We start from the raw sequence: 19317 nt of genomic DNA, 5'->3' as shown, positions 1-19317 counted from the left end.
GCTGCTTTTAATATTCGTCCTGTCTGCATGCGTAATCGTTACTTATTCAGCATGGCGGGGATTTCGCCCAGCAGCCATTCTCTGGTGGCGGCATCACTGGAGGTTTTCATGATGTCCTGCGTGTAGACATAGCCGTTCTTAACGGCCGGCAAGCTTTTCCAGACTGCACTTTCCAGCAGCTTGTCGGTCGATGCCTTGGCTTCGTCAGCTACCGGAGTCAGAAGGAAAATACGGTCCCCTGCGTATTCCTGGATAACCTCCATCGAAATCTCCTGGAAGCCCATGTCGGCGTCAAGCACCTTTTGGATCGCCGGAGTAGGCTTGAATCCGTTCTCTCCATACAGTACCTGTGACAGGCCGGTTGTAGCCATTACAAACAGTCTGTCTCCCGGATAGTAAGTGAAGACTGCGGCAGTTTCGCCTTCTTTCATGCCCGAAGCTTTAAGCTGGGCCCACATGGCATCTTCCTGTGTCTGGTACTCGGCCAGCCAGGCTTCCGCTTCTGTTGTTTTGCCCAGGATACCGCCGATTTCCTGCATCCGTTCCTTCAGCGGGGCGAAGGTATCGAAGATAATGGTTGGAGCGATTTTGGACAAGGCATCGAAATCAGCCTCTTCAATTCCGGCATAGATGATCAGATCCGGCTGAAGCTCAAGCGTCTTCTCCAGGTTGATCGGGAAGCCGACATCTTCTACCCCGGTCAGCTTGTCCTTGAATACCTGGCCATCAGCCATGGAGAGCGGATAGCCGATGGCCTGTACGCCCAGCGCAATCAGATCGCCATAAGTTTCCCCGGAGTAGATGATCCGCTGTGGGTTCACAGGAATCTCAACCGTATGGCCTTTGTAATCGGTGTAAGAGCGTGTTGTGGCTGCCGGTTCTGCAGTAGCTTCTGCGGTTGGGGTTGCAGCGGTATTGCCGGCAGCTGTGTTAGCTGCAGCGTTGCCTTCGTCATTCTTGGTGCTGCTGCAGGCGAGCAGTAAGGTGCTCATCAGGAAGATGATGCACAGGATAGCGAAAGGTTGTCTTGCCTTGTTCATTGTAAGTAGGCCTCCCAATTATATTGATTACCAATAATGATAATCATTCTCGTTGAAATGATCATAGATGATAACCATCCGTTACTCAATGGACAAAACGCAGAGCGGGAATTTAGTTTGTGCAAAGAAGAATCGAGTTTGTGCAAAGGTGATTAGAGTTTGTGCAAAGCCGGAAATCCGCTGTGAATTTTCAGGTTATTAAAAAAAGAATGAGGCTATTCAGACTACATTCAGTTTGGGTTGTTATGATGCATTCAGCCTACCTCTTGAGCAGGGTGTATTTAGAGCTGTTCTTTTTCCGCGGATTGTGTAAATACATAGATGAATAACCGATTTATTACCGTTGTTATAAGAAAAAAGTTAAGTCTTTAGTACCTGAATTAAAAGCCGGGATATGTCGATAAGAGATTCAAATCATAATTCAACAAGGAGGATAACAGATTGAAGAAAAACAGCTATTTCCGGTTTTTGCTGATGGCATTGCCGCTGCTTCTGGTATTGACTAACGGGGGATTGGCGCTGGCAGCCTCCACCGTAACGGTCTCCAAAATTGTGCTGAATGTAAGTGAACTTACGCTTGCGGTGGAAGAGACTTCGGCTCTAACAGCTACTGCGGTCTATTCCGACAGCACGTCAGGCGACGTGACGGTTAACAGTGACTGGTCCAGCGATAAGCCAGCGGTAGCCACCGTATATAACGGGATTGTGACGGCCAAGACGGAAGGGACAGCTACGATTGTTGCGGTATTTACATATAGTGACGGCACGAAGTTCTCCCAGGCCGCAACGGTTACTGTAACCAAGAAGGTCAAAGCGCTGACGCAGAATGTCCAGAGCCTGGATCTCCGCAAAGCCGAGTCGGACAGCATTATTCTGACCGCAACGTATTCGGATAATACAACTGACGCCACGGTGGCAAATAAGGCAGTCTGGAGCACGAGCGATGCTGCGGTAGCAACCGTAGTGAACGGTGCAGTCAAAGGGATCTCCTCCGGGACAGCCACAATCACAGGCGTATATGGCAAAAAAACCATCACCGTCACAGTGAATGTAGAGGTGGCCAAGCGGATTGAAGCGGATCAGCCGGAGCTTGCGCTTTTGCTGAAAGACAGCTCTGCTGTAAAGCTTACAGCTACTTTCCAGGATGGCACGCAGGAGAATGTAACGTCCCTGGCCGCCTGGTCCTCCAGTGATGAATCGGTGGCCGATGTCCTTAAGGGCGTCATTACCGGCTACAAGCAGGGAACGGCGGTCATCACCGCCAAATACGGCACCAAGACTACCACAGTAGAGGTAACGGTTGACCAGACCAGTAAGCTGGTTGTGGATGATCAGAGTGTTTTTCTGAAGACGGAAGAAGCTCAGCAGCTTAAACTCACCGCAGTCTACCCGGATGGGACGACCAAAGATGTGACCGGCACTGCGGTCTGGAGTTCGAGCGATTCCAGTATCGCTTATGTATACAAAGGCAAGATTTACGGCTACACAGCCGGAACGGCGACGATTACAGCGACCTATGGCGACAAGTCTGTACAAGTGGATGTGGATGTTGCGGTGGCCCGGTATCTGGATCTGAGCGAAGAACAGCTTAGCCTGAAAACAAGCTCCACCCATGCGCTTACCCTGACGGCGACCTATGCCGATGGCAGCACAGAAGATGTTACTTCTAAGGCGGCATGGAGTTCGAGCGATGAGCTTGTGGCTTTTGTCAAAAAAGGATCCCTCACTACTTATAAATTGGCTGGAACCGCAACAATCTCTGCCGTCTACGGCACACTTGAAACCTCGACCCAGGTGGAAGTCGGAGCCGTAAGCAAACTGGTAGCCAGCGATGATAATGTATTCCTGCAGATTAGCGGTACGAAGCAGCTTGTGCTGACTGCCGTAGCAGGCGACGGGTCCTCATCGGATATTACAAGCAGTGCGGTATGGACCACAAGCGATAAGAGCATCGCTCTGGTCAGCAAAGGCCTGATCACCGGTTATTCCGTAGGTACGGCGACCCTTACAGGAACTTATAATGGAGCGGCGGCCACGGTTACCGTTGATGTGGGAACAGCAAGACATCTGGCCTTAAGTGAAACCAGTCTGAATCTTGCGGTGGATGCTGCTAAGGTGCTTGTGCTCAAGGCGACTTTTGCGGACGGTACGGTAACGGATGTAACCAGCAAGGCAACCTGGAGCTCCAGTGATGAAGCTGTGGCTTATGTGGATAAAGGAAGTATTACAACCTACGCAGAGGGCAACGTGACGATAACGGCGGTCTATGGCGGGAAGACAGTCACTGCAACAGCTGCTGTAGGTAAAAGCAATAAGCTCAGCGTCGATAACGACAGCCTGAACCTGCGCCTGAACGGAACTCAACAGCTAGTGCTGACTGCCCTGGATGCAAGCGGCACTCCAAGCACAGTGACAGACAGCGCAGTCTGGTCCACCGCTGACGAGAATATCGCTATCGTGACCAAAGGTCTGGTTACAGGCTACAAGTCCGGCAAAACTACAATTACCGCCGTTTATGGCGGCAAAACCCTCACCATTGCGGTGAGTGTCGAAACAGCTGCGCGCCTGAATCTTACGGTCAGCAAGCTGAACCTCGGCAAGGACCAGAGCAAAGCAGTAACGGCTATGGCCAGTTATGAAGACGGAACTTCACAGGATGTCACAGAGGATGCAGTGTGGACTACAGATAATGCGGATGTAGCTGATGTTAGCAAAGGAACCATTACCGCCTATGCTACAGGCAGTGCTGTAATTACGGCCTCTTACGGCGGCAAGACGGCAACGGTCAAAATCACGGCAGGCACACCGGACAAACTGTCGCTGCAGGCCAAAACCATTGAACTGAAGGAAGACGAGACTTATCAGGCCGAGGCTATCGGCAGTTACAGCGATGGCAGCGACAAGACGATCACCAGTGATGTGGAGTGGAGCTCCAGCGATGAGAAGATTGCCGAGGTTAAGGACGGTCTGATTACCGGCCTCTCTGTAGGAACAGCGGTGATTACCGCCAAAATAGGTACGGAGAAGGCGGCCATTACCGTGAACGTGGGCCTTGTGGATGAGCTGGCTGCCAATGTGAGCCTGATTACGATGTCTGCCGGAGACAAGGAGCAGATTACACTGACTGCCACCGATTCCGCCGGGGTAGAGAGTGATGTAACGGCGGATGCGGACTGGAGCTCGGCCAAGACTACAATCGCTACGGTCAAGAAAGGTCTTGTAACCGGAGTGCTGAAGGGCAAAACGGCGATCACCGCCTCCTATGGAGGGCAGAAAGTGACGGTCAACATTGAAGTGGATCAGATCACTGTCATCGAAGCATCGGTGACCAACCTGGCGATGAAATCCGGCGATACGGCCAAAATCGCAGTAAGCATCACTTACAGCGATGGCAAAACGAAGGATGTGACGGACAAAGCGGAGTGGAAAAGCGGAAGCTATAAGATCGTCACAGTTACCGGAGGCTCGGTCAAGGCAGTGGCTTACGGCAAATCCTATGTGACGGCCAAATACGGCGGCAAAACCGTCAAAGTCCCCGTAACCGTTGATGTGCTGAAATATCTCGAGGTCAGCCAGATGAATCTTACGCTGAGTGTAGGACAGTCTGTGCAGCTGACGGCAACGGCTACTTTTGAGGACGGCAGTGAATCGGATGTATCCAAGACAGCAGTCTGGACTTCCACCAAGGAGCTTGTAGCTACCGGCAAAAACGGCCTGATTAAGGCCAACAGTAAAGGTACTGCAAGCATATCCGTGAAATACGGCGGCAAAACCGTGAAGATAAAGGTCACTGTTAAGTAATTTACTTACACCTAAGCAAGAGAGGGGCGCAATGGAGGGGGATTTTGGAACTGGAGGAGCGGTAGCGTCCGCCTTTGTCTACGGATTTCAACCGCAACTGCGGTAAGGATCAAGAAATCTGTAGGCGGGCAGCGGCCGGAAGTCCAAATATTCAACGTAGTTGCGTTTGACTCTCTTGCATTCCACCGCCTCATTTTCCATTTTGGAGAGTGAGGTGTTTTTTTTGCAGATTTTTGTTATTAACATATTGATAATATCATTAAAGTCTGCTAAGATATTGTTAATAACAATTTAATAATAACATTAAGTTAATATCATTCACTAAAATAAACAACAGGAGGTAATGACCATGTTCGGATTCCGCTTCGTAAAGTTCCAGCCCAGTGAATATGTCCTTAAGGTGAAGAACGGTAAGGTAGTGCAGGAAGGTGTAGGACTTTCTTTCCATTATTACGCGCCTACGACCTCGGTTGTAGTGGTGCCGGTCTCTTCGATTGATGTACCGTTCATGTTCGAGGAAATTACGGCTGATTATCAGACGGTGACCGTGCAGGGGCAGCTGACCTACCGGATCGTGGATTACCGTAAGACTACACAGATTCTTAACTATACGTATAATCTGCGGAAGAATACCTACCTCTCCGATGATCCGCACAAGCTGGCCCAGCGGGTGATCAATATCGCCAAGGTGCTAACCAAGAAGCAGCTCGGGCAGCTGCCGCTGAAGGAAGCCATTCAGTCGAGTGAACGTCTGGCTAAGACAATTACGCTCGAAATCGGACAGAGTGCGGAGATAGAGAAGCTGGGCATCGAGCTGATGGGGCTGTCCATTCTGGCAATTGTGCCGAATAAGGAAACGCTGCGCGCGCTGGAAGCGCAGGCCCGCGAAGAGATTCTCCGCAGCGCCGACGATGCGCTATATGAACGGCGCAATGCCTCGATTCAGCAGGAGCGGCGGGTGAAGGAGAATGAGCTGAATACGGAGATCGCCGTGGAGACGAAGAAGCGGCAGATCCGCGAAACCCAGCTCGATGCCGAACGCTCGGTGAAGCAGAAGCAGAATGAGATGAAGGAAGAGCAGCTCAGCTTCGATACTGCACTGGAGGAGAAGAAGCAGGAGCTGATTGAATTGACAGTGGCGAATCAGAGGGCGGAAGCGGATGCCAAGGCCTACGAGCTGTCGGCGGTGATGAATTCGCTCCAGGGCGTAGCACCTGGTGTACTTCAGGCACTGACGAATGTAGGCATGAATCCGGATAAGCTGATTGCCATCGCGTTCCAGGAGCTGGCTGAGAATGCCGGGAAGATCGGGCAGCTCAATATTACCCCGGATCTTTTGCAGGGGATTATGGCCGGGTCGCCGGGTAACGGGGCGGGCGCGGCAAGAGGAGGCAACGGACGATGAGCAGCCCGGTATCCGAGAACAAGATTATTCTGATCAAACGCAAGACGCGCCTGGAAGAACTGGTGGTCCGCTACAATACAATCCAGCAGGCCCAGTTCTATATTGAACGGCTGGGGGCCGATTTCAGCGATTATTTGAGCGAGGACTTCACTTACCGCAAGGCGGTAGAGGCTGCTGTAACCGAGCTGAGCGCGGCAGGCCGGCTGCAGCTTCTGGACCGGCAGCATGTGCCTAACTTTATATTTGGAGAGCGGGATACAGTAGTTGTGCTGGGGCAGGACGGTCTGGTTGCCAATACGCTGAAATACCTGCGGGAGCAGCCGCTGATCGGTGTAAATCCCGACCCGCAGCGCTGGGATGGTGTGCTGCTGCCCTTCACGGTTAAGGACCTGCGGCAGCTGGTGCCGGAGGTGCTCCGCAGCCAGCGGCAGGTACGCGAGGTTACCCTTGCCAGGGCAGAGCTGAACGACGGCCAGAGTCTGTACGGTGTCAACGATCTGTTCATCGGCCGCCGGACCCACGTCTCGGCCCGTTATCAGCTTGAACTGAACGGCACGCTGGAGCAGCAGTCCTCCAGCGGGATTATTGTCTCCACCGGCATGGGCTCCACCGGCTGGCTCAAAAGCGTTCTCGCCGGAGCAGCGGGAATTGTCAGCCAGACGGCGCAATGGCAGGCAGCGGAACAGGTGACGGTAACGGCGGGCTTGGAAGCACATGCGTCTGTCCATGGGGGCAGACCGCAGGAAAACGGCGCGGCGCTCAAGCTGGCCTGGGATCATCCGGAGCTCTACTTTACGGTACGGGAGCCTTTTCCCAGCCGGACGACTTCAGCCGATCTGGTCTTCGGCAGGATCAACAGCCGTATGCCGCTGCGAATTACTTCGCAGATGCCGGAGGACGGGGTAATCTTCAGTGATGGAGTCGAGAGCGACTACCTGGAATTCAACTCCGGCGTAGAGGCAACGATTGGCCTCGCGGAGAAGAGAGGACGGCTGGTAGTCTAACATGCATATGTATGAATGCCCAGACGCGAAGTGCAGATACAAAGAAGGGGTTCCCCGCAGTGCCGCTGGTGCGGCCTGAGAGAACCCCTTTGTCTTGAGCAGCTATTCCGGGCATATATTACTGCTGGAAGCTGCGTCCCTGATTCATCGGAGAACCGTAGGAATGGTTTGTCTGCATGGGTGTATGCAGCGGCTGAGGGTTAAATGAAGAGTTAATTGGAGAATTAATTGGGCTATGCAGTGAATTTACCGGCTGGCTATTGGAAGTGAAGGACGGGCTGAAGGAAGAATTATACGCTCCAGAGCCTGTGCTATAGCTATGATTGCCAGTATTACCGGGGCTAAAGCTTGGGATTCCTGTATTATAGCCCTGTTGTTCGGTATTGAATCTTTGAATACCACCTGTATTGTAGCCGGCAGTCTGCGGGGTCTGCTCCAGCTGTCTGATTAACTGCGAGACCTGCTGCAGCTGCTGCATTGCGGTCTGATGGCCCTGCAATGCCTGCTGAATCATCTGAATGGCCTTATTGCTGTGCTGGCTGAGCTCCTGCAATTTGGCGGCATGCTCCTGCTCCTGCTGCAGAAGCTGCTGATAATTCTGCGTGCCCTGCTGGGTCTGTGTCATCAGCTGCTGGATGATTTGCTCGCTTTGGCTGATCTGGCTGGAATGGTTTGAATTCAAAGTAAATGGCCTCCTTGGCGGGTGCTGTAATGGTCATGCGGGCTTATTATCTCTGGCGGAGGCACTTAATATTCATCCTCATGGAACCGCACACGAAGCACCGCTTGAACGGTTACAATTGTGCAAACTCTGCTTCAAATCCGCACGGACGAGTTGATAAGAATAGGTACAAGCTGCTGTGCAACTAATGCGGCAGACTGACGTCTATGTAGAAAAGAGTTTCCAGTATCACCCATAACCTGGAGGTGGGGCAACCATGAATCTGCGTGAGCGTATCAGCCTGACTACAACTTATGTTCCAAGGAGCATCAAGCTTATGCTTGTGTTCGCAGTGCTGTTCACAGCATGCTTCACAGGATCAGCCGCAGCAGCGTCATCATCATCCTCAGATCTGATTATTGTGAACAAAAAGACGAATAAGCTGGCCTATTTCAGCGCCGGTAAGCTGGAGAAGGTTTTTCCGGTCGCCACCGGCAAGAACAAGAGTCTGACGCCCGAAGGCAGCTTCAAAATTGTGGTCAAAATCAAGAACAGACCCTATTACAAAGAAAAGATTCCCGGAGGCGATCCGGCCAATCCGCTGGGCGACCGCTGGCTGGGGCTGGAAGTGAACGATACCTACGGCACGACTTATGCCATTCATGGCAACAATAATGAAGCCTCCATCGGTAAATATGTCAGCGCCGGATGCATCCGGATGCATAATGAGGATATCCACTGGCTGTATCCAAGGGTAGCCAATAACACTCCCGTGATCATTACTACTTCAGGACTTGATATGGCAAGCATCGCAGTGAAGAGCGGCTATTCCACCGGGCCGACAATGATTGCGGGCGTCTTTATCATCAATGGAGAAAAGCTGGAGGTTAAGGATTCTTTCCTGCTGGAGAATTCACGGGTATTCGTTCCGCTCCGCGAATCGGTTGCCCTGCTGGGCGGAACCCTGAAGCAGGAGGCGGGAACCGGAGCGCTTATCATTACTATAGGTGGGCACACCGCGGTCCATAAACCGCTTAGCGAAACAGCGAAGGTGAACGGCAAAACGGTGGCCATGCTGGCCTCGCGGACTGTAAACGGGCGATTGTATATTCCCTTAGGCAGCTTGACGCCGCTCTTTGGCCTTCCCGTCATATGGAACGCCAAAGAGGCGACTGTGAAGCTGTGATGCGCCTAAACTAGAAGCTGCCAGATGAAGGTCTATCCGTAGCAATCACGCGCTGCGTATATGCTCACTGAGGCAGCTTGCTGCTATGCTGCAGCCGGCTGATTATATTTTCCGTGACCGGCCGGCCTAATTGCTCCAATGCATACAGGATAGCTCCTGCTTCGGGCGGGAGCTGTGGCGTTACTACCTTATACTGTTTGTTGGCCCCGCTCTTCAGTAAACTGCGTAATTCCGATTGAAAATACCTGCTGTTTGCCACACTGCCGATGAAGGCTACCGGGACGGTCTGCTGCGTAAAAGAAGAAGCCAGCAGACCGATACCCGTCTTAATCTGCTCTGCAGCCCTGCCGCAGACCCGGCCGGCGGCGGAGCTTCCGCGCTCCGCTTCTTCCGTAACTATAGGAGCAAATTCTCCAAAACGTCTGTCCCGGGCTTTCCGGTCATCGTCAAACCCTTCACTTGCAAGCATATATAGTTCAGAGACTGCAGCAACGTTCCAGTGCGCAAGCATCCGGTCGACAAGCAGCTCATCGCTTGAATTTGTGTGACCGGCCAGCACTTCAAAGACGGTATCATATGAGAGGAGCCGGGCGGCACTTGCGGCATAATGATGGAAATCATAATTGCGTAAATAATGTCCGTCTTCATTAATGGCAATAATGATGGAGCCAGTTCCCGAGATGACAATAATGCCGGGCTGCGCAAGCAGTGCTCCGTAATGGGCGATAAGCGCGTCATTGACATGCCACCTCGGACAAGTCAGCTCCGGAACCCCGGTGAGCGGCAAGATCCAGTTCAAATCCTCCGGCGAGTCATATCCGGCAACCCCGGCAGCGATGCCGATGACCCTGCCCGGTTCGATGCCGCCGCTTTCCAGCGCTTCTATAATCGCTGACCTCACGTTATGCTGAGCTGCGGAATCCCTATACACGGAAGCGCTTCCTTTTCTGCAATAGGCAAGTATATTACCCTCTATGTCGGCGGCTATAACCCGCGTATGAGTTCCTCCTCCATCGATTCCAATTACAACATCTGTTCGCTGCATTCCGGACACCTCTTCACGTTCTTTTCTACAGGATACTATAATCACTCCAGCGTTGGATATAACACAGGCAGATACTGCGAGGGGATAATGCTCCTTCACGGCAGCCGCTATTCCGGGAGCTTGCTGTTGCTGAAGCAGGATAAACAGGGTAAATATAGAAGTTATAGAAACGAACTGGATGAGGGGCATTCTTCCGGGTTATGATGCGGACCGGTAGTCAGTCTGGCATTCCATAGGAGGTAATTGGGATTAGAATACGAATTATAGGCGGATGCGGCAGCGGGAAATCATATACAGCCAGGGAATTAACGCGAATCTACGGTATCCCCTGTTATGAAACTGACAATTTTGTCTGGGACCGGAGTACGGACAACACCCGCAATTCACCAGAGGTCAGGGATACCCGGTTAGCTGAAACAGTTGCTGCGGAGTCGTGGATTATAGAAGGCGTGCATCACAAATGGGGAACAGAGAGCTTCGGGGAAGCGGATTTGATTTTTCTGATTAAACCTAATTTGTATGTGCAGAATGGGCGGGTAATCCGGAGGTTCATCAAGACAAGGCTGGGTCTGGAGCAGGGAAACTATAAGCAGACTTTCAAGAATTTGTCCGTGATGCTGTTCGAATGGAACCCGGGATTCATGAGGGAGAGCGTTCCCGCCATTATGGAATTAACCGAAGCGTACAAGGCTAAAAGGATAATAGTGCGCAATAGCAGCGAGATTCTGCAGCATGTAAGCAGATACATCGGAGATGCCAGTCTCCTGGAGGCAGGCGCTATAAATCATGAAACCGGAGGACAAAATGAGTAAATTCGCAACTTTTATAGCAGAGATGCTGCGTTTAGTGGTTCTGCTGGTTCTGACACTAGGTGTACTCGGGGGTGTGGAGCAGTGGATCTTCAAAATGTTATATGGATGGACCGGGTATTTGTATACTGCAGTAATCGGTAATTTTCTCATATTCTTAGTGATGTACCGGAATTATTGGCAGTTCAAGGGCTGGTACAAATCGGAGAAGAATCAGAAGCTGAAGCCGGTGTGGACCCGGAGTCTGAGTACAGCCGCGCTGCTGCTGATTCTTGTTCCGTTTGCGGTACCGATCTGGATGTAATTAGATTTGTACAGAGGATGATGCTTCCCCTGGTATTTCAAAGAATTCATTCAGCTTCATATTTTGTTGCCCGACCGTCCTGGAGGCACCCGTAGCATCAATGAATCCATAGGTTGCCTCCATAACCGGAAGCATCAGATGAAAGAATGCGAGGCTACCCTTATAGGTGGGCATTTTTCCGGCCTGATCCACAATTTTGTACGGTACAAAGAAGAGTCCGGCAGAGGATGGGGCACTATAGTCTATTTTGGCAGACCAGATCTCTTCCGCATAATTACCTGTAACTTCATAATACGAAAAACCAGGCCCGCCTTGAATGAAGAAACGGCCCGCTGTGCCTTCCGGGAAATAATAGTCCTGATTCTGTGACTCATTAATGATAGGGATTTGCTTAAGCGTGCTGACGCGGGGGAAATGAAGTGCTGCTGTACGTGCTTCCCCCAGATTCGCAGATTGGAGTTGAGTGATCAGCGCCTCATCTGCTTTGGCGACATACACAATCCGGGTGGCAGCATTCCAGGCTACATGCGCATCTGCGGCTTCTGCTATGAAGCGGATCGGCACCATGACTCTGCCTTTAAGCAAAACCGAGGCGACAGGCAGGGCGGTTGGTTTGCTTCCAATCAGGGCGTTTTTTTGACCCGCAACCAGTGTGATTGTTTCCCCGCTGCGGCCAATTGTAACTGTCTTGGTGTCATTATTCCAAGCGACAGTAATCCCCGGGATATGCTTCACTACATTTAGCGGGACCATGGTTGTGCCTTGTGTGAGATAAGGGGGCATGTCTGTGCTTATCGTGGAGTTGTTTATTTCTACTGAAATGGTTGGAACTGAGGCAGGGGCTGCCAGGGCAGTGCCGGACAGCAATATCAACAGCAGCACCGGCAGGCAGATAAATTTGATGACCTTCATCTTGAGTAGTCCTCCTTCGGGAATGTCGTTGATTTACTAAAATTATACAGTTATAGACGCCGGATCTATTTGAAAGTTGCGTATATGCCAGTTGTACTCTAGCAGTTCATGGAAGTTGATAGAAAAGGGGGTAGAGCTTTGACCCGGAAATCATGGATAGTGTCAGTAATAACAGTACTGATCGTGGCATTCCTGGGCTATGAATGGTTTCGTCCGCAGCATGTGGAGCGGGAGTACCCTAGTGTGATTTACTCCAATAATGAAGTCGTGAAGCATAGCGTAATCGGGCTGAGGGGTGAAGTATGGAGAGGTGTGCCCGGAAGCAGTGAGTTTACCGGCGAGCTTACACTGGATAGAGGTCTTCATTATGATGTGAAGCTTAAGGATGGCGGCGGATACTACTTGGGAATTCTGACGGTCCTGGATGCAGACCGGTCACGGCGTTCGATTGGCTCTATTATAGCGTCTCAGAAGCTGGATAAGTTCTGGATTATGCTGACCCGTCTTGATGAGCGCTACGGGCTTGCAGCCGGAGAGGGATATATCTCGGGTCCGGCTAATACGCTAGAGGAGGCCATACAGACCGGGAAGGATATTATGGATTGATTATTATACACTGAGGGGGAACAGTATGGAGCAGCGGATAGAGGAACAGCTCGATTTGGATGACTATGTAGGTTTTTGGAAAAGAGTACTGATCAGCTTCATTGATTTTCTGATTCTGGCCCTTCCTACGTATTTTTTGAACAGGTTGTGCGTCTCTGCCGCAGAGTCGGCGGAATCGGCTTTTCCACTTTTTATTCAGTTTGTGCTGCTGATAGGCTTCAATGTGTTCATGGTTGTCAAATATGGAGGCACTCCGGGCAGACTGCTTCTGGGGGTAAGAATTATTAATGAGGATGGCAGATATCCGGCGCTGAAGCAGGCTTTGATTAGATATCTCTTCTTCATCGTCAACGGATTTCTTGCGGTTATTGTGAGTCTGAACACTGAGGAATTATCTGCGGTTTCCAGCAGTCTGGCCAACTGGAGCCCGCTCGCCACGAATTTGAATGTGTTCTTTGGCTGGGTCGTGGTCGCCGATTGCCTATTCGTTGCATTCACCCGGCGCAACCGGGCGCTGCATGATATGATGGCCGGAACCTATGTGGTTAAGAAGGATGCACTGGACCGTCTTGTTTGAGCCAAAAGACTAGAATAAGCCAACTACAAAGGGGATAGACCAGGCGGCGCTGCCGCTCCTGTTCTATCCCCTTTGCCCTGCTCCGGAGGAGGATTAGTCCACTTCCAGAACAGCCTTCATGAACGTCTTGAGCGCGGAATCCCCGCTTTCTCCAGTCCATTCCCTGAGTTTGCCGGACCTTGCTGTATATAGTTCGAGCATCTGTTTCAGCTGCCGGTCAAAGAGCTCCGGCTGTCCTGTACGCTCTGCCTTCATCTGGGTTATCAGCTTCGCCCAGTTAACAGTGCCGGAGCCGGGACTATGCTGGGGATAACGCTGAGCAAGCTTTAGTACGTCATCCAGCGGCTGTCCCGCCGCCAGCTCTGCCGCCAGATAGCTGCCGATGAAGCGGTGGCTGCCATCCTCCTCCAGCGAGGCGACGAATTGCCTGCGGGCTTCGTCCAATTCCCCCTGGTACATCAGCGCGGTAGCGTTAATACCCAGATCATAGCTGTGCGGTTTCTGCTCACGCAGCTCAAGAAACCAGGAATAATAATGATTGTAGCTTTTCCAGTCAGACTGCTCATAGTAGTAATGCGCCAGGTTGAAGACATAGTCTGCAGTCGGACACAGCTCTACAAGCTTCACTAGCAGAGGTATCGTTGCTGCTTCTAAGGATTCGTCTTTTGTATAGGAAGCCTTGGCTGTCATGAGATGAACCAGCATTTTGAGCGCATGATCATCCTGGGGATCTCCGGCATAATCGTGGCGGTACGCTTCCAGTGCCTGCTCAAGCTTCTGCGCTTTAACCAGCTGATCGGCAGCGGTAAGACTGCGTGATTGTAAATGGAAGAAAGGCAGATTGCCGACGGTGTCCTCGTTCAGCCGGTAGCCATTGCTGCGGGTAATCACCCGTCCGGATTCATCATAGGCTTCGATGCTCCACGAGAAGCGTCCGCTTGGATCAGCGAAGCCGAGCAGAGACGAAGGCTCAACTGATTCCCAGCCTTCTCCGCTGCTGCTGGTGGAGAAGCCGCCGCTGCTATACAGCTCTGTTACAGGGATGGAAATCTTATTACCCGTGATATGCTGGCGGATTACATAACTGAAGCTGCTGCCTTCCGCTGAGACTGTGCCGCTGAGACTGTATGAGGCGGCATTCCGGACAGTTTCCCACTCGAATTCTACAGAATCACCTGTAAGGATCTGCGAATTTACCGGTGATTTCAGCTCCAGCAGAGGCTGAAGGATAATATTATTAGTCAAACGATCATTTGGTTTGATCTCGATCCAGTCATCAGTCTGCACAGGCCAGGTCCAACCATCGATCTGTTCAAAGCTCAGGCCCAGAAATATCTGATAATAGCCGGGAATGACGCCTGAGAAGGAAAAACGGCCATGTGCATCTGTGACGATTTCATATGGCTCCGAGCCATATAACACACTATGACTCACTTCGCTCTCCGGCCGCAGGAAGATGCCTGCCCGGGAGACCGGAGTGCCGTCGCTGTAGGTTAGTGTCCCTGACACGGTGGCAGGAGCAGAGTTTCCTGAATCTGCAGCGGATAATAAAGCGTTCCGCATCAGGAGCAGTTGCCGCTCTGATTCAGAATGTGGCTCCTCCAGAAACTGTGAAGCTGCTGTAAAGGATTCCGGTGCGGATGCAGAGTCCCCCGTGGAGCCTTGTAAGTCTTTGGAGTCATTGGAGTCTTGGGAGTCTTGGGAGTCTCCGCCACTCCCATCGTTCATCTCCTGATACTTCCGGTCACGCACCTCCTGATAATTCTCCAGACCGTTGTTTACCAGCTTCAGCGCTCCGCTGCTGTCTCCCTCTGCAAAGAGCAGCCATGCATTCAGCCAGGCCGAACGGACATCTAATTCTTCTTCACCATAATGCCCCGGGGAGTCAGCCTGCACGAGCAGCACTTTTGCAGCCGCCCAATTGCCTGCACTCAGTGCCCGCTGTGCCTGAAGCAGGAGCAGCTCTCTGGCCAAAGAGGATTTGCTGCTAATTCTTGCAATAGCCTCCGTAAGGACCTTGTCTCCGTCACTTCCGGTGCCCAGGACATCATATTCATAGACCAGCTGTTTAGCCGCAGTAAGCAGATAGCGGTCAATAGGGCCTTCGAGTACATATTCTCTCAGGAACCGGAGCTTATCTGCGGGTAGCAGCGGCGAAGGGGGTTCTTCATTATTGTTCTGGCTCCACTGGCTTGAGGAAGAACCGATATATACATTGTACTGATATGGCGGCCTCGCATTGCCGGGCTCAATGATCCTGGTGCGGATAAGCGTCATTCGTTTACTGCCGGTGCTGGAATTCAGAGTGTTCAGCAGTTCCTGGCGTGCCTTGGCCCCGGTATCCGCTGTGGCGGAGGTTGCAGGCTGAAACGATGGCGCTGCTGCCTGCTGAAGAACACCCGGTATTAGTATCAACAGCGCAAGCGGAAGCAGCACGAACAGCACCAGCTGTTTGACCTTGATTCTAATTTTCATGGCGTCTCACCGCCTGTTCATAAATGTCTTTCCAGTACGTATTGCCGCCGGCTTCAATTAGTTCCCGCTGGCCCTGTACGGGCAGTGTACGGGCTTCATGTTCCGGGGTCCCGCTCTGCGGATAGCAGAGGATCAGCGCTCCTGCGATTAACAGTGCAGATAGCGCACCCAGTGGCTTGAGTGGAATTTCCAGCTCCTTATTCCATAGTGCCCGCAGGCGGGCCAGCGGTGCGTTAGGGTGAGTCTGCTGCAGAACCCGTTCCTGTCCGCTGAAGGAGAGGCTGCTCAACTCTTCATCCAGACGGCGTTTGATGTATTCTTGTTCACTGCTCATAGAGCATGCCCCTCCTTCTCCAGAATCTGCTTCAGCAGTGTCCGTCCCCGGGATAACCGGGATTTCACCGTATTGTCCGGTAATCTCAACTGCCCGCTGATCTCACGGATACTCATCTCATGATAATAGTACAGCGTCAGGCATTCGCGGTAGATGTAATCCAGACTTCTTACAGCTTCACTTAGCTGCAGATTATGCCATTCTGCTATAAACAGCTCTTCTGCGCCTGCGGAGGCGCCAGCTTCATTCTGTACCCAGGCCCCGCCCTCCGGCGCAGGAAAAATATTTCGCCAGCTCCATGTCCGCTGTCTCATCCGGCAGCGGTTAACCACAATGGTGATCAGCCAGGGTCTCAGACGCTGAGGGTCCTTCAGCTGCCCGATTTTGGCATAGGCCTGAATAAAGGTATCCTGTACGGCTTCCTCGGCAGATTGCCGGTCCCGCAGCAGCAGCCAGGCGGTCCGGAGCAGCATATCCCCATATTGCTCCATCAGCTGGCGGAGAGCGGACTCATCCCTGGCTTTGATTCTCTCTATAATATCCAGATGAAGCTCCCCTCCCTTTATTAGTAAGATGCGTGCTGCGGGAGGAAGGTTGCGTGCTGCAGGGAAATAATTCCTGAATTGAAGGGCTTGAGCAGCGAATGTGCTTCTCAATTGCAGAAAGTGCAATAGAATCGAATTCCGGGTAATTTTTAGGGAGTTCTATTGTACTAAATGCAACAGATCCGGTAATGCAGCTTTGGGGGCGTTCTGCGGTGAGAGCAGCGCTGCAACTTCACGCGGCAGCATCATTCCCAGCTGCTCCATGCCAAAAATGTTCTATAGAAGAAGCAGCCTGAGAAGGAGCATTGTGCAACCTTTAGCGGGGACACTGCGTCATAGGGTAACAGTTTAGACTTTAGAGGAAGTTCCCTATTACGAAGGAGATGGCATCATGATCACATCATTCAAAACGATTGCAGGCATAATTTTACTCGGCGGAATGCTCAGTCTAACGGCTTGTAATTCCGGTAAGCCGGATGCGGCGGATACCGGCGGGGCGAATACCGGAGGGGCGGCTGCGCAAGCCTCGGAGCTTCCAGCGTCTGCACAGCCGGAAGGGAGTCCCGCCCCGGCGGCGGGCACGGAGCCGGCTGAAGCTGGCGGCGCTGCAGCAACAGCTGCGCCTGACGCAGGCGGCTCTGCTGCGGCCGCTTCACCAGCGGCTGCTGAGCCTGGCGCAGCGGCAGATGAAGCGTCGGCCGCTACGCCGCAGGAGCTGAGCAAGCAGCTGAAAGAGCTGCTGCAGCTAGCCAAGCAGGGCAAGGTGCCCGGCGTGGAATATGCTGCACACAGCGGACTTATTGACGATGTGGAAGCAGCATGGGGAGAGCCGGACACCAAAGAATCGGCAGGCAAAGGCATTTATTCCACGTATGCCGGCAAGCACGTGGTAATCGGCTTTAACAAGGGCAGCCAAATCTTTGATGTGCGTTCAAGCGCCTCCGACTTACAGAAGCTGACGCTGAAGCAGATTGAAGAAGTCCTCGGCAAGCCGGACGCTACCTCCGTGAACGGCAGCGATGACATTTATATATACCAGGCGGGCAAGCAGTATCAGCTCAAGTTCATCATTCCGGATTCAACGGGTACCGTCGATCATATCTCAGTATTCTCCGAACAGGATTCGATCAACAATATGGCTGGTTAGAACAGCATCTGTAAGTCGCCGGATTGCGGCAGCTGCAGTCACATAGATAGAGCAATTTAAGAAGAGTCTCTTCGCAGCGGCAACTGTGGAGGGACTTTTCTTTTTTTGATCATCGGATACAAGTAACTGGCAACCGCCGGGAGCAGGCCCTCCATGAATGCAGCTACTGCTATCGTGCGTAGAACTTCTTGCTGATATAATCAGTTTATGGGTTGATCTGTAGAAGAAAAGAGGCACAGCTATGCATCTGGAGTTGAACGGAAGCGAATATAAAGTATCTGCCGGCGGATTAACCATAGAGCTGCTGCCCAAGGAGTTTGCGCTTCTGCAGTTTCTGTACCGCAACAGGGGACGGACCTTCAGCCGCGAGCAGCTTCTCGATAAAGTATGGCCGATGGAGTATCCGGTGGAGCGGACCGTCGACGATCATATCTACCGGCTGCGCAAGAAGCTGCGCGACTTGGGCGGGATCGACATTAAGACTATCCGCGGATTCGGATATAGTCTGGCTGTGCAGGGCTCTCCGGAAGGCGTAGCGATGAATCCGGCAACGAATGATCCGGAACTGCGGAATACAATGTCAGAGGTATTCATGAAATTTCATATCTACGGTCAGGGCAAATCGATGCTGACCCTCGCGCGCCAGCAGGATATTCTCGGCTACGAGCTGGACCCGCATTATTCGATGGTCGTTCATTTCGTCCAGGGAGATTTGGAGTGGCTGATCTACACGGACGAGGTTCCGCTGAAGGACCGGCTTTTTTACCTCAACCTGTTCTACTTCTTCATAGGTGACCCCAAGGTGAAGATGGAATACGCCGAGCGTCTGATTGAGAAGAACCTGCTAAATCCGCCTGAGCAGCTGGAACTGGAGATTCTAACTATGCTGGATTTGTACACCTTGGCAGGCCAGCCGGAAAAAGCGCTGGAACGCCTGAAACGTTCCTATCAGGTAATAGCCGAACCGGATTTTGAGAACTTTGTTCCGGCGACGCAGATTACGGAGCTGTTCATTCATCTGGTGGCGGGAACCGGGGATGAGCAGCTGGAGCGTATGGATGAAACCGTCAGCCGGACCCTTAGGGACAAGCCTTTTCTGCGGGAAATCGGCGGTTACAAAGTAGTAAAGGGACTGTGGGCGCTTCGGCGTGCACAGTGGGCAGAGGGAGAGAAACTGATACATGAGGGGTTGCAGGTGCTCGATATGTCCGGCTTCGTGCCATTGCGGTTCTATTCGGTGTACCGGATCTACCATTTCTGCCGGATGTATCTGGCCGGGAGCCCCTTGGGACGCAAGTATGAGAGCCTGTTTACAGCAGAGCTTGAAGCTTTTGGTCTGCTAAGGCTGGAACTGCCTCTCGAGAATCTGCTGCTGCCGCTGCTCGAATCCCCCTGATAATTCTCTGACAATTCTCCGTTACATTAGGATCATGAATGCAGCACACATTCAATGATATTACATGTAA

General features: G+C 52.1%; 17 protein-coding genes. 10 read left to right on the top strand and 7 right to left on the bottom strand.

Annotation, left to right across the window (positions count from 1 at the left end; all coding sequences use genetic code 11):
• Window positions 1–38: 38 nt before the first annotated feature.
• On the bottom strand, window positions 39–1040 hold the full coding sequence (locus MHI42_RS14580; protein ID WP_342424258.1) for an ABC transporter substrate-binding protein: 1002 nt from the start codon (window positions 1038–1040) through the stop codon (window positions 39–41).
• A 441-nt stretch (window positions 1041–1481) separates the two neighbouring features.
• Between MHI42_RS14580 and MHI42_RS14575 the strand changes: the two genes are divergently transcribed.
• From MHI42_RS14575 to MHI42_RS14565, 3 genes are all read left to right on the top strand, one after another.
• Window positions 1482–4841, top strand: a complete 3360-nt coding sequence (locus MHI42_RS14575; RefSeq protein WP_342424257.1) for an Ig-like domain-containing protein — start codon at window positions 1482–1484, stop codon at window positions 4839–4841.
• 349 nt (window positions 4842–5190) lie between these two features.
• Entirely contained in the window at window positions 5191–6246 is a 1056-nt protein-coding gene (locus tag MHI42_RS14570; RefSeq protein ID WP_042233072.1) for an SPFH domain-containing protein, read from the top strand.
• Window positions 6243–7250: a sugar kinase gene (locus MHI42_RS14565; RefSeq protein WP_340988890.1), complete on the top strand. Its 1008-nt coding sequence runs from the start codon at window positions 6243–6245 to the stop codon at window positions 7248–7250. Before MHI42_RS14570 ends, MHI42_RS14565 begins: the two co-directional genes overlap by 4 nt.
• Window positions 7251–7368: 118 nt before the next feature.
• Here MHI42_RS14565 and MHI42_RS14560 read toward each other — a convergent pair whose 3' ends face one another.
• Window positions 7369–7932 (bottom strand): hypothetical protein, encoded by a 564-nt coding sequence (locus MHI42_RS14560; RefSeq protein WP_342424256.1) that lies wholly within the window; start codon window positions 7930–7932, stop codon window positions 7369–7371.
• Between the two features lie 256 nt (window positions 7933–8188).
• Here MHI42_RS14560 and MHI42_RS14555 point away from each other — a divergent pair, with 256 nt between their 5' ends.
• On the top strand, window positions 8189–9097 hold the full coding sequence (locus tag MHI42_RS14555; protein ID WP_342424255.1) for a L,D-transpeptidase family protein: 909 nt from the start codon (window positions 8189–8191) through the stop codon (window positions 9095–9097).
• Window positions 9098–9161: 64 nt separating this feature from the next.
• Here the strand turns inward: MHI42_RS14555 and MHI42_RS14550 are convergent, their stop codons facing one another.
• Complete coding sequence (locus MHI42_RS14550; RefSeq protein ID WP_342424254.1) at window positions 9162–10142, bottom strand: BadF/BadG/BcrA/BcrD ATPase family protein; 981 nt, start codon at window positions 10140–10142, stop codon at window positions 9162–9164.
• A 449-nt stretch (window positions 10143–10591) separates the two neighbouring features.
• Here MHI42_RS14550 and MHI42_RS14545 point away from each other — a divergent pair, with 449 nt between their 5' ends.
• Together MHI42_RS14545 and MHI42_RS14540 are read left to right on the top strand one after the other, a co-directional pair.
• A complete protein-coding gene (locus tag MHI42_RS14545) occupies window positions 10592–10954 on the top strand; it encodes a hypothetical protein (RefSeq protein WP_342424253.1) in 363 nt (120 codons plus the stop codon).
• Entirely contained in the window at window positions 10947–11255 is a 309-nt protein-coding gene (locus tag MHI42_RS14540; RefSeq protein WP_171717438.1) for a hypothetical protein, read from the top strand. The genes MHI42_RS14545 and MHI42_RS14540 overlap by 8 nt, the downstream gene beginning before the upstream one ends.
• Here the strand turns inward: MHI42_RS14540 and MHI42_RS14535 are convergent, their stop codons facing one another.
• Window positions 11256–12167: a copper amine oxidase N-terminal domain-containing protein gene (locus MHI42_RS14535; protein WP_342424252.1), complete on the bottom strand. Its 912-nt coding sequence runs from the start codon at window positions 12165–12167 to the stop codon at window positions 11256–11258.
• A 138-nt stretch (window positions 12168–12305) separates the two neighbouring features.
• Here MHI42_RS14535 and MHI42_RS14530 point away from each other — a divergent pair, with 138 nt between their 5' ends.
• Window positions 12306–12773, top strand: a complete 468-nt coding sequence (locus MHI42_RS14530) for a hypothetical protein (protein WP_171717436.1) — start codon at window positions 12306–12308, stop codon at window positions 12771–12773.
• Between the two features lie 25 nt (window positions 12774–12798).
• Entirely contained in the window at window positions 12799–13350 is a 552-nt protein-coding gene (locus MHI42_RS14525; RefSeq protein WP_342424251.1) for an RDD family protein, read from the top strand.
• Between the two features lie 93 nt (window positions 13351–13443).
• Here MHI42_RS14525 and MHI42_RS14520 read toward each other — a convergent pair whose 3' ends face one another.
• The 3 genes from MHI42_RS14520 to MHI42_RS14510 are packed head-to-tail and all read right to left on the bottom strand — an operon-like array spanning window position 13444 to window position 16686.
• Window positions 13444–15825 carry a carboxypeptidase-like regulatory domain-containing protein gene (locus MHI42_RS14520; RefSeq protein WP_342424250.1) on the bottom strand — a complete coding sequence of 794 codons (2382 nt, stop codon included), beginning with the start codon at window positions 15823–15825 and terminating at the stop codon, window positions 13444–13446.
• Window positions 15815–16159 carry a hypothetical protein gene (locus tag MHI42_RS14515; RefSeq protein ID WP_342424249.1) on the bottom strand — a complete coding sequence of 115 codons (345 nt, stop codon included), beginning with the start codon at window positions 16157–16159 and terminating at the stop codon, window positions 15815–15817. Before MHI42_RS14515 ends, MHI42_RS14520 begins: the two co-directional genes overlap by 11 nt.
• On the bottom strand, window positions 16156–16686 hold the full coding sequence (locus tag MHI42_RS14510) for a sigma-70 family RNA polymerase sigma factor (protein ID WP_342424746.1): 531 nt from the start codon (window positions 16684–16686) through the stop codon (window positions 16156–16158). The genes MHI42_RS14515 and MHI42_RS14510 overlap by 4 nt, the downstream gene beginning before the upstream one ends.
• A 409-nt stretch (window positions 16687–17095) precedes the next feature.
• Here MHI42_RS14510 and MHI42_RS14505 point away from each other — a divergent pair, with 409 nt between their 5' ends.
• Together MHI42_RS14505 and MHI42_RS14500 are read left to right on the top strand one after the other, a co-directional pair.
• Window positions 17096–17851 carry a YjgB family protein gene (locus tag MHI42_RS14505; protein WP_342424248.1) on the top strand — a complete coding sequence of 252 codons (756 nt, stop codon included), beginning with the start codon at window positions 17096–17098 and terminating at the stop codon, window positions 17849–17851.
• A gap of 241 nt (window positions 17852–18092) precedes the next feature.
• Window positions 18093–19247 carry a winged helix-turn-helix domain-containing protein gene (locus MHI42_RS14500; protein WP_342424247.1) on the top strand — a complete coding sequence of 385 codons (1155 nt, stop codon included), beginning with the start codon at window positions 18093–18095 and terminating at the stop codon, window positions 19245–19247.
• Window positions 19248–19317: the final 70 nt, after the last annotated feature.

This window comes from Paenibacillus sp. FSL E2-0178, from assembly GCF_038593005.1.
Lineage (GTDB): Bacteria > Bacillota > Bacilli > Paenibacillales > Paenibacillaceae > Paenibacillus_AQ > Paenibacillus_AQ phytohabitans.
The sequence above is the reverse complement of the archived record's forward strand: the minus strand, read 5'-3'. Positions and strand labels throughout refer to the sequence as shown.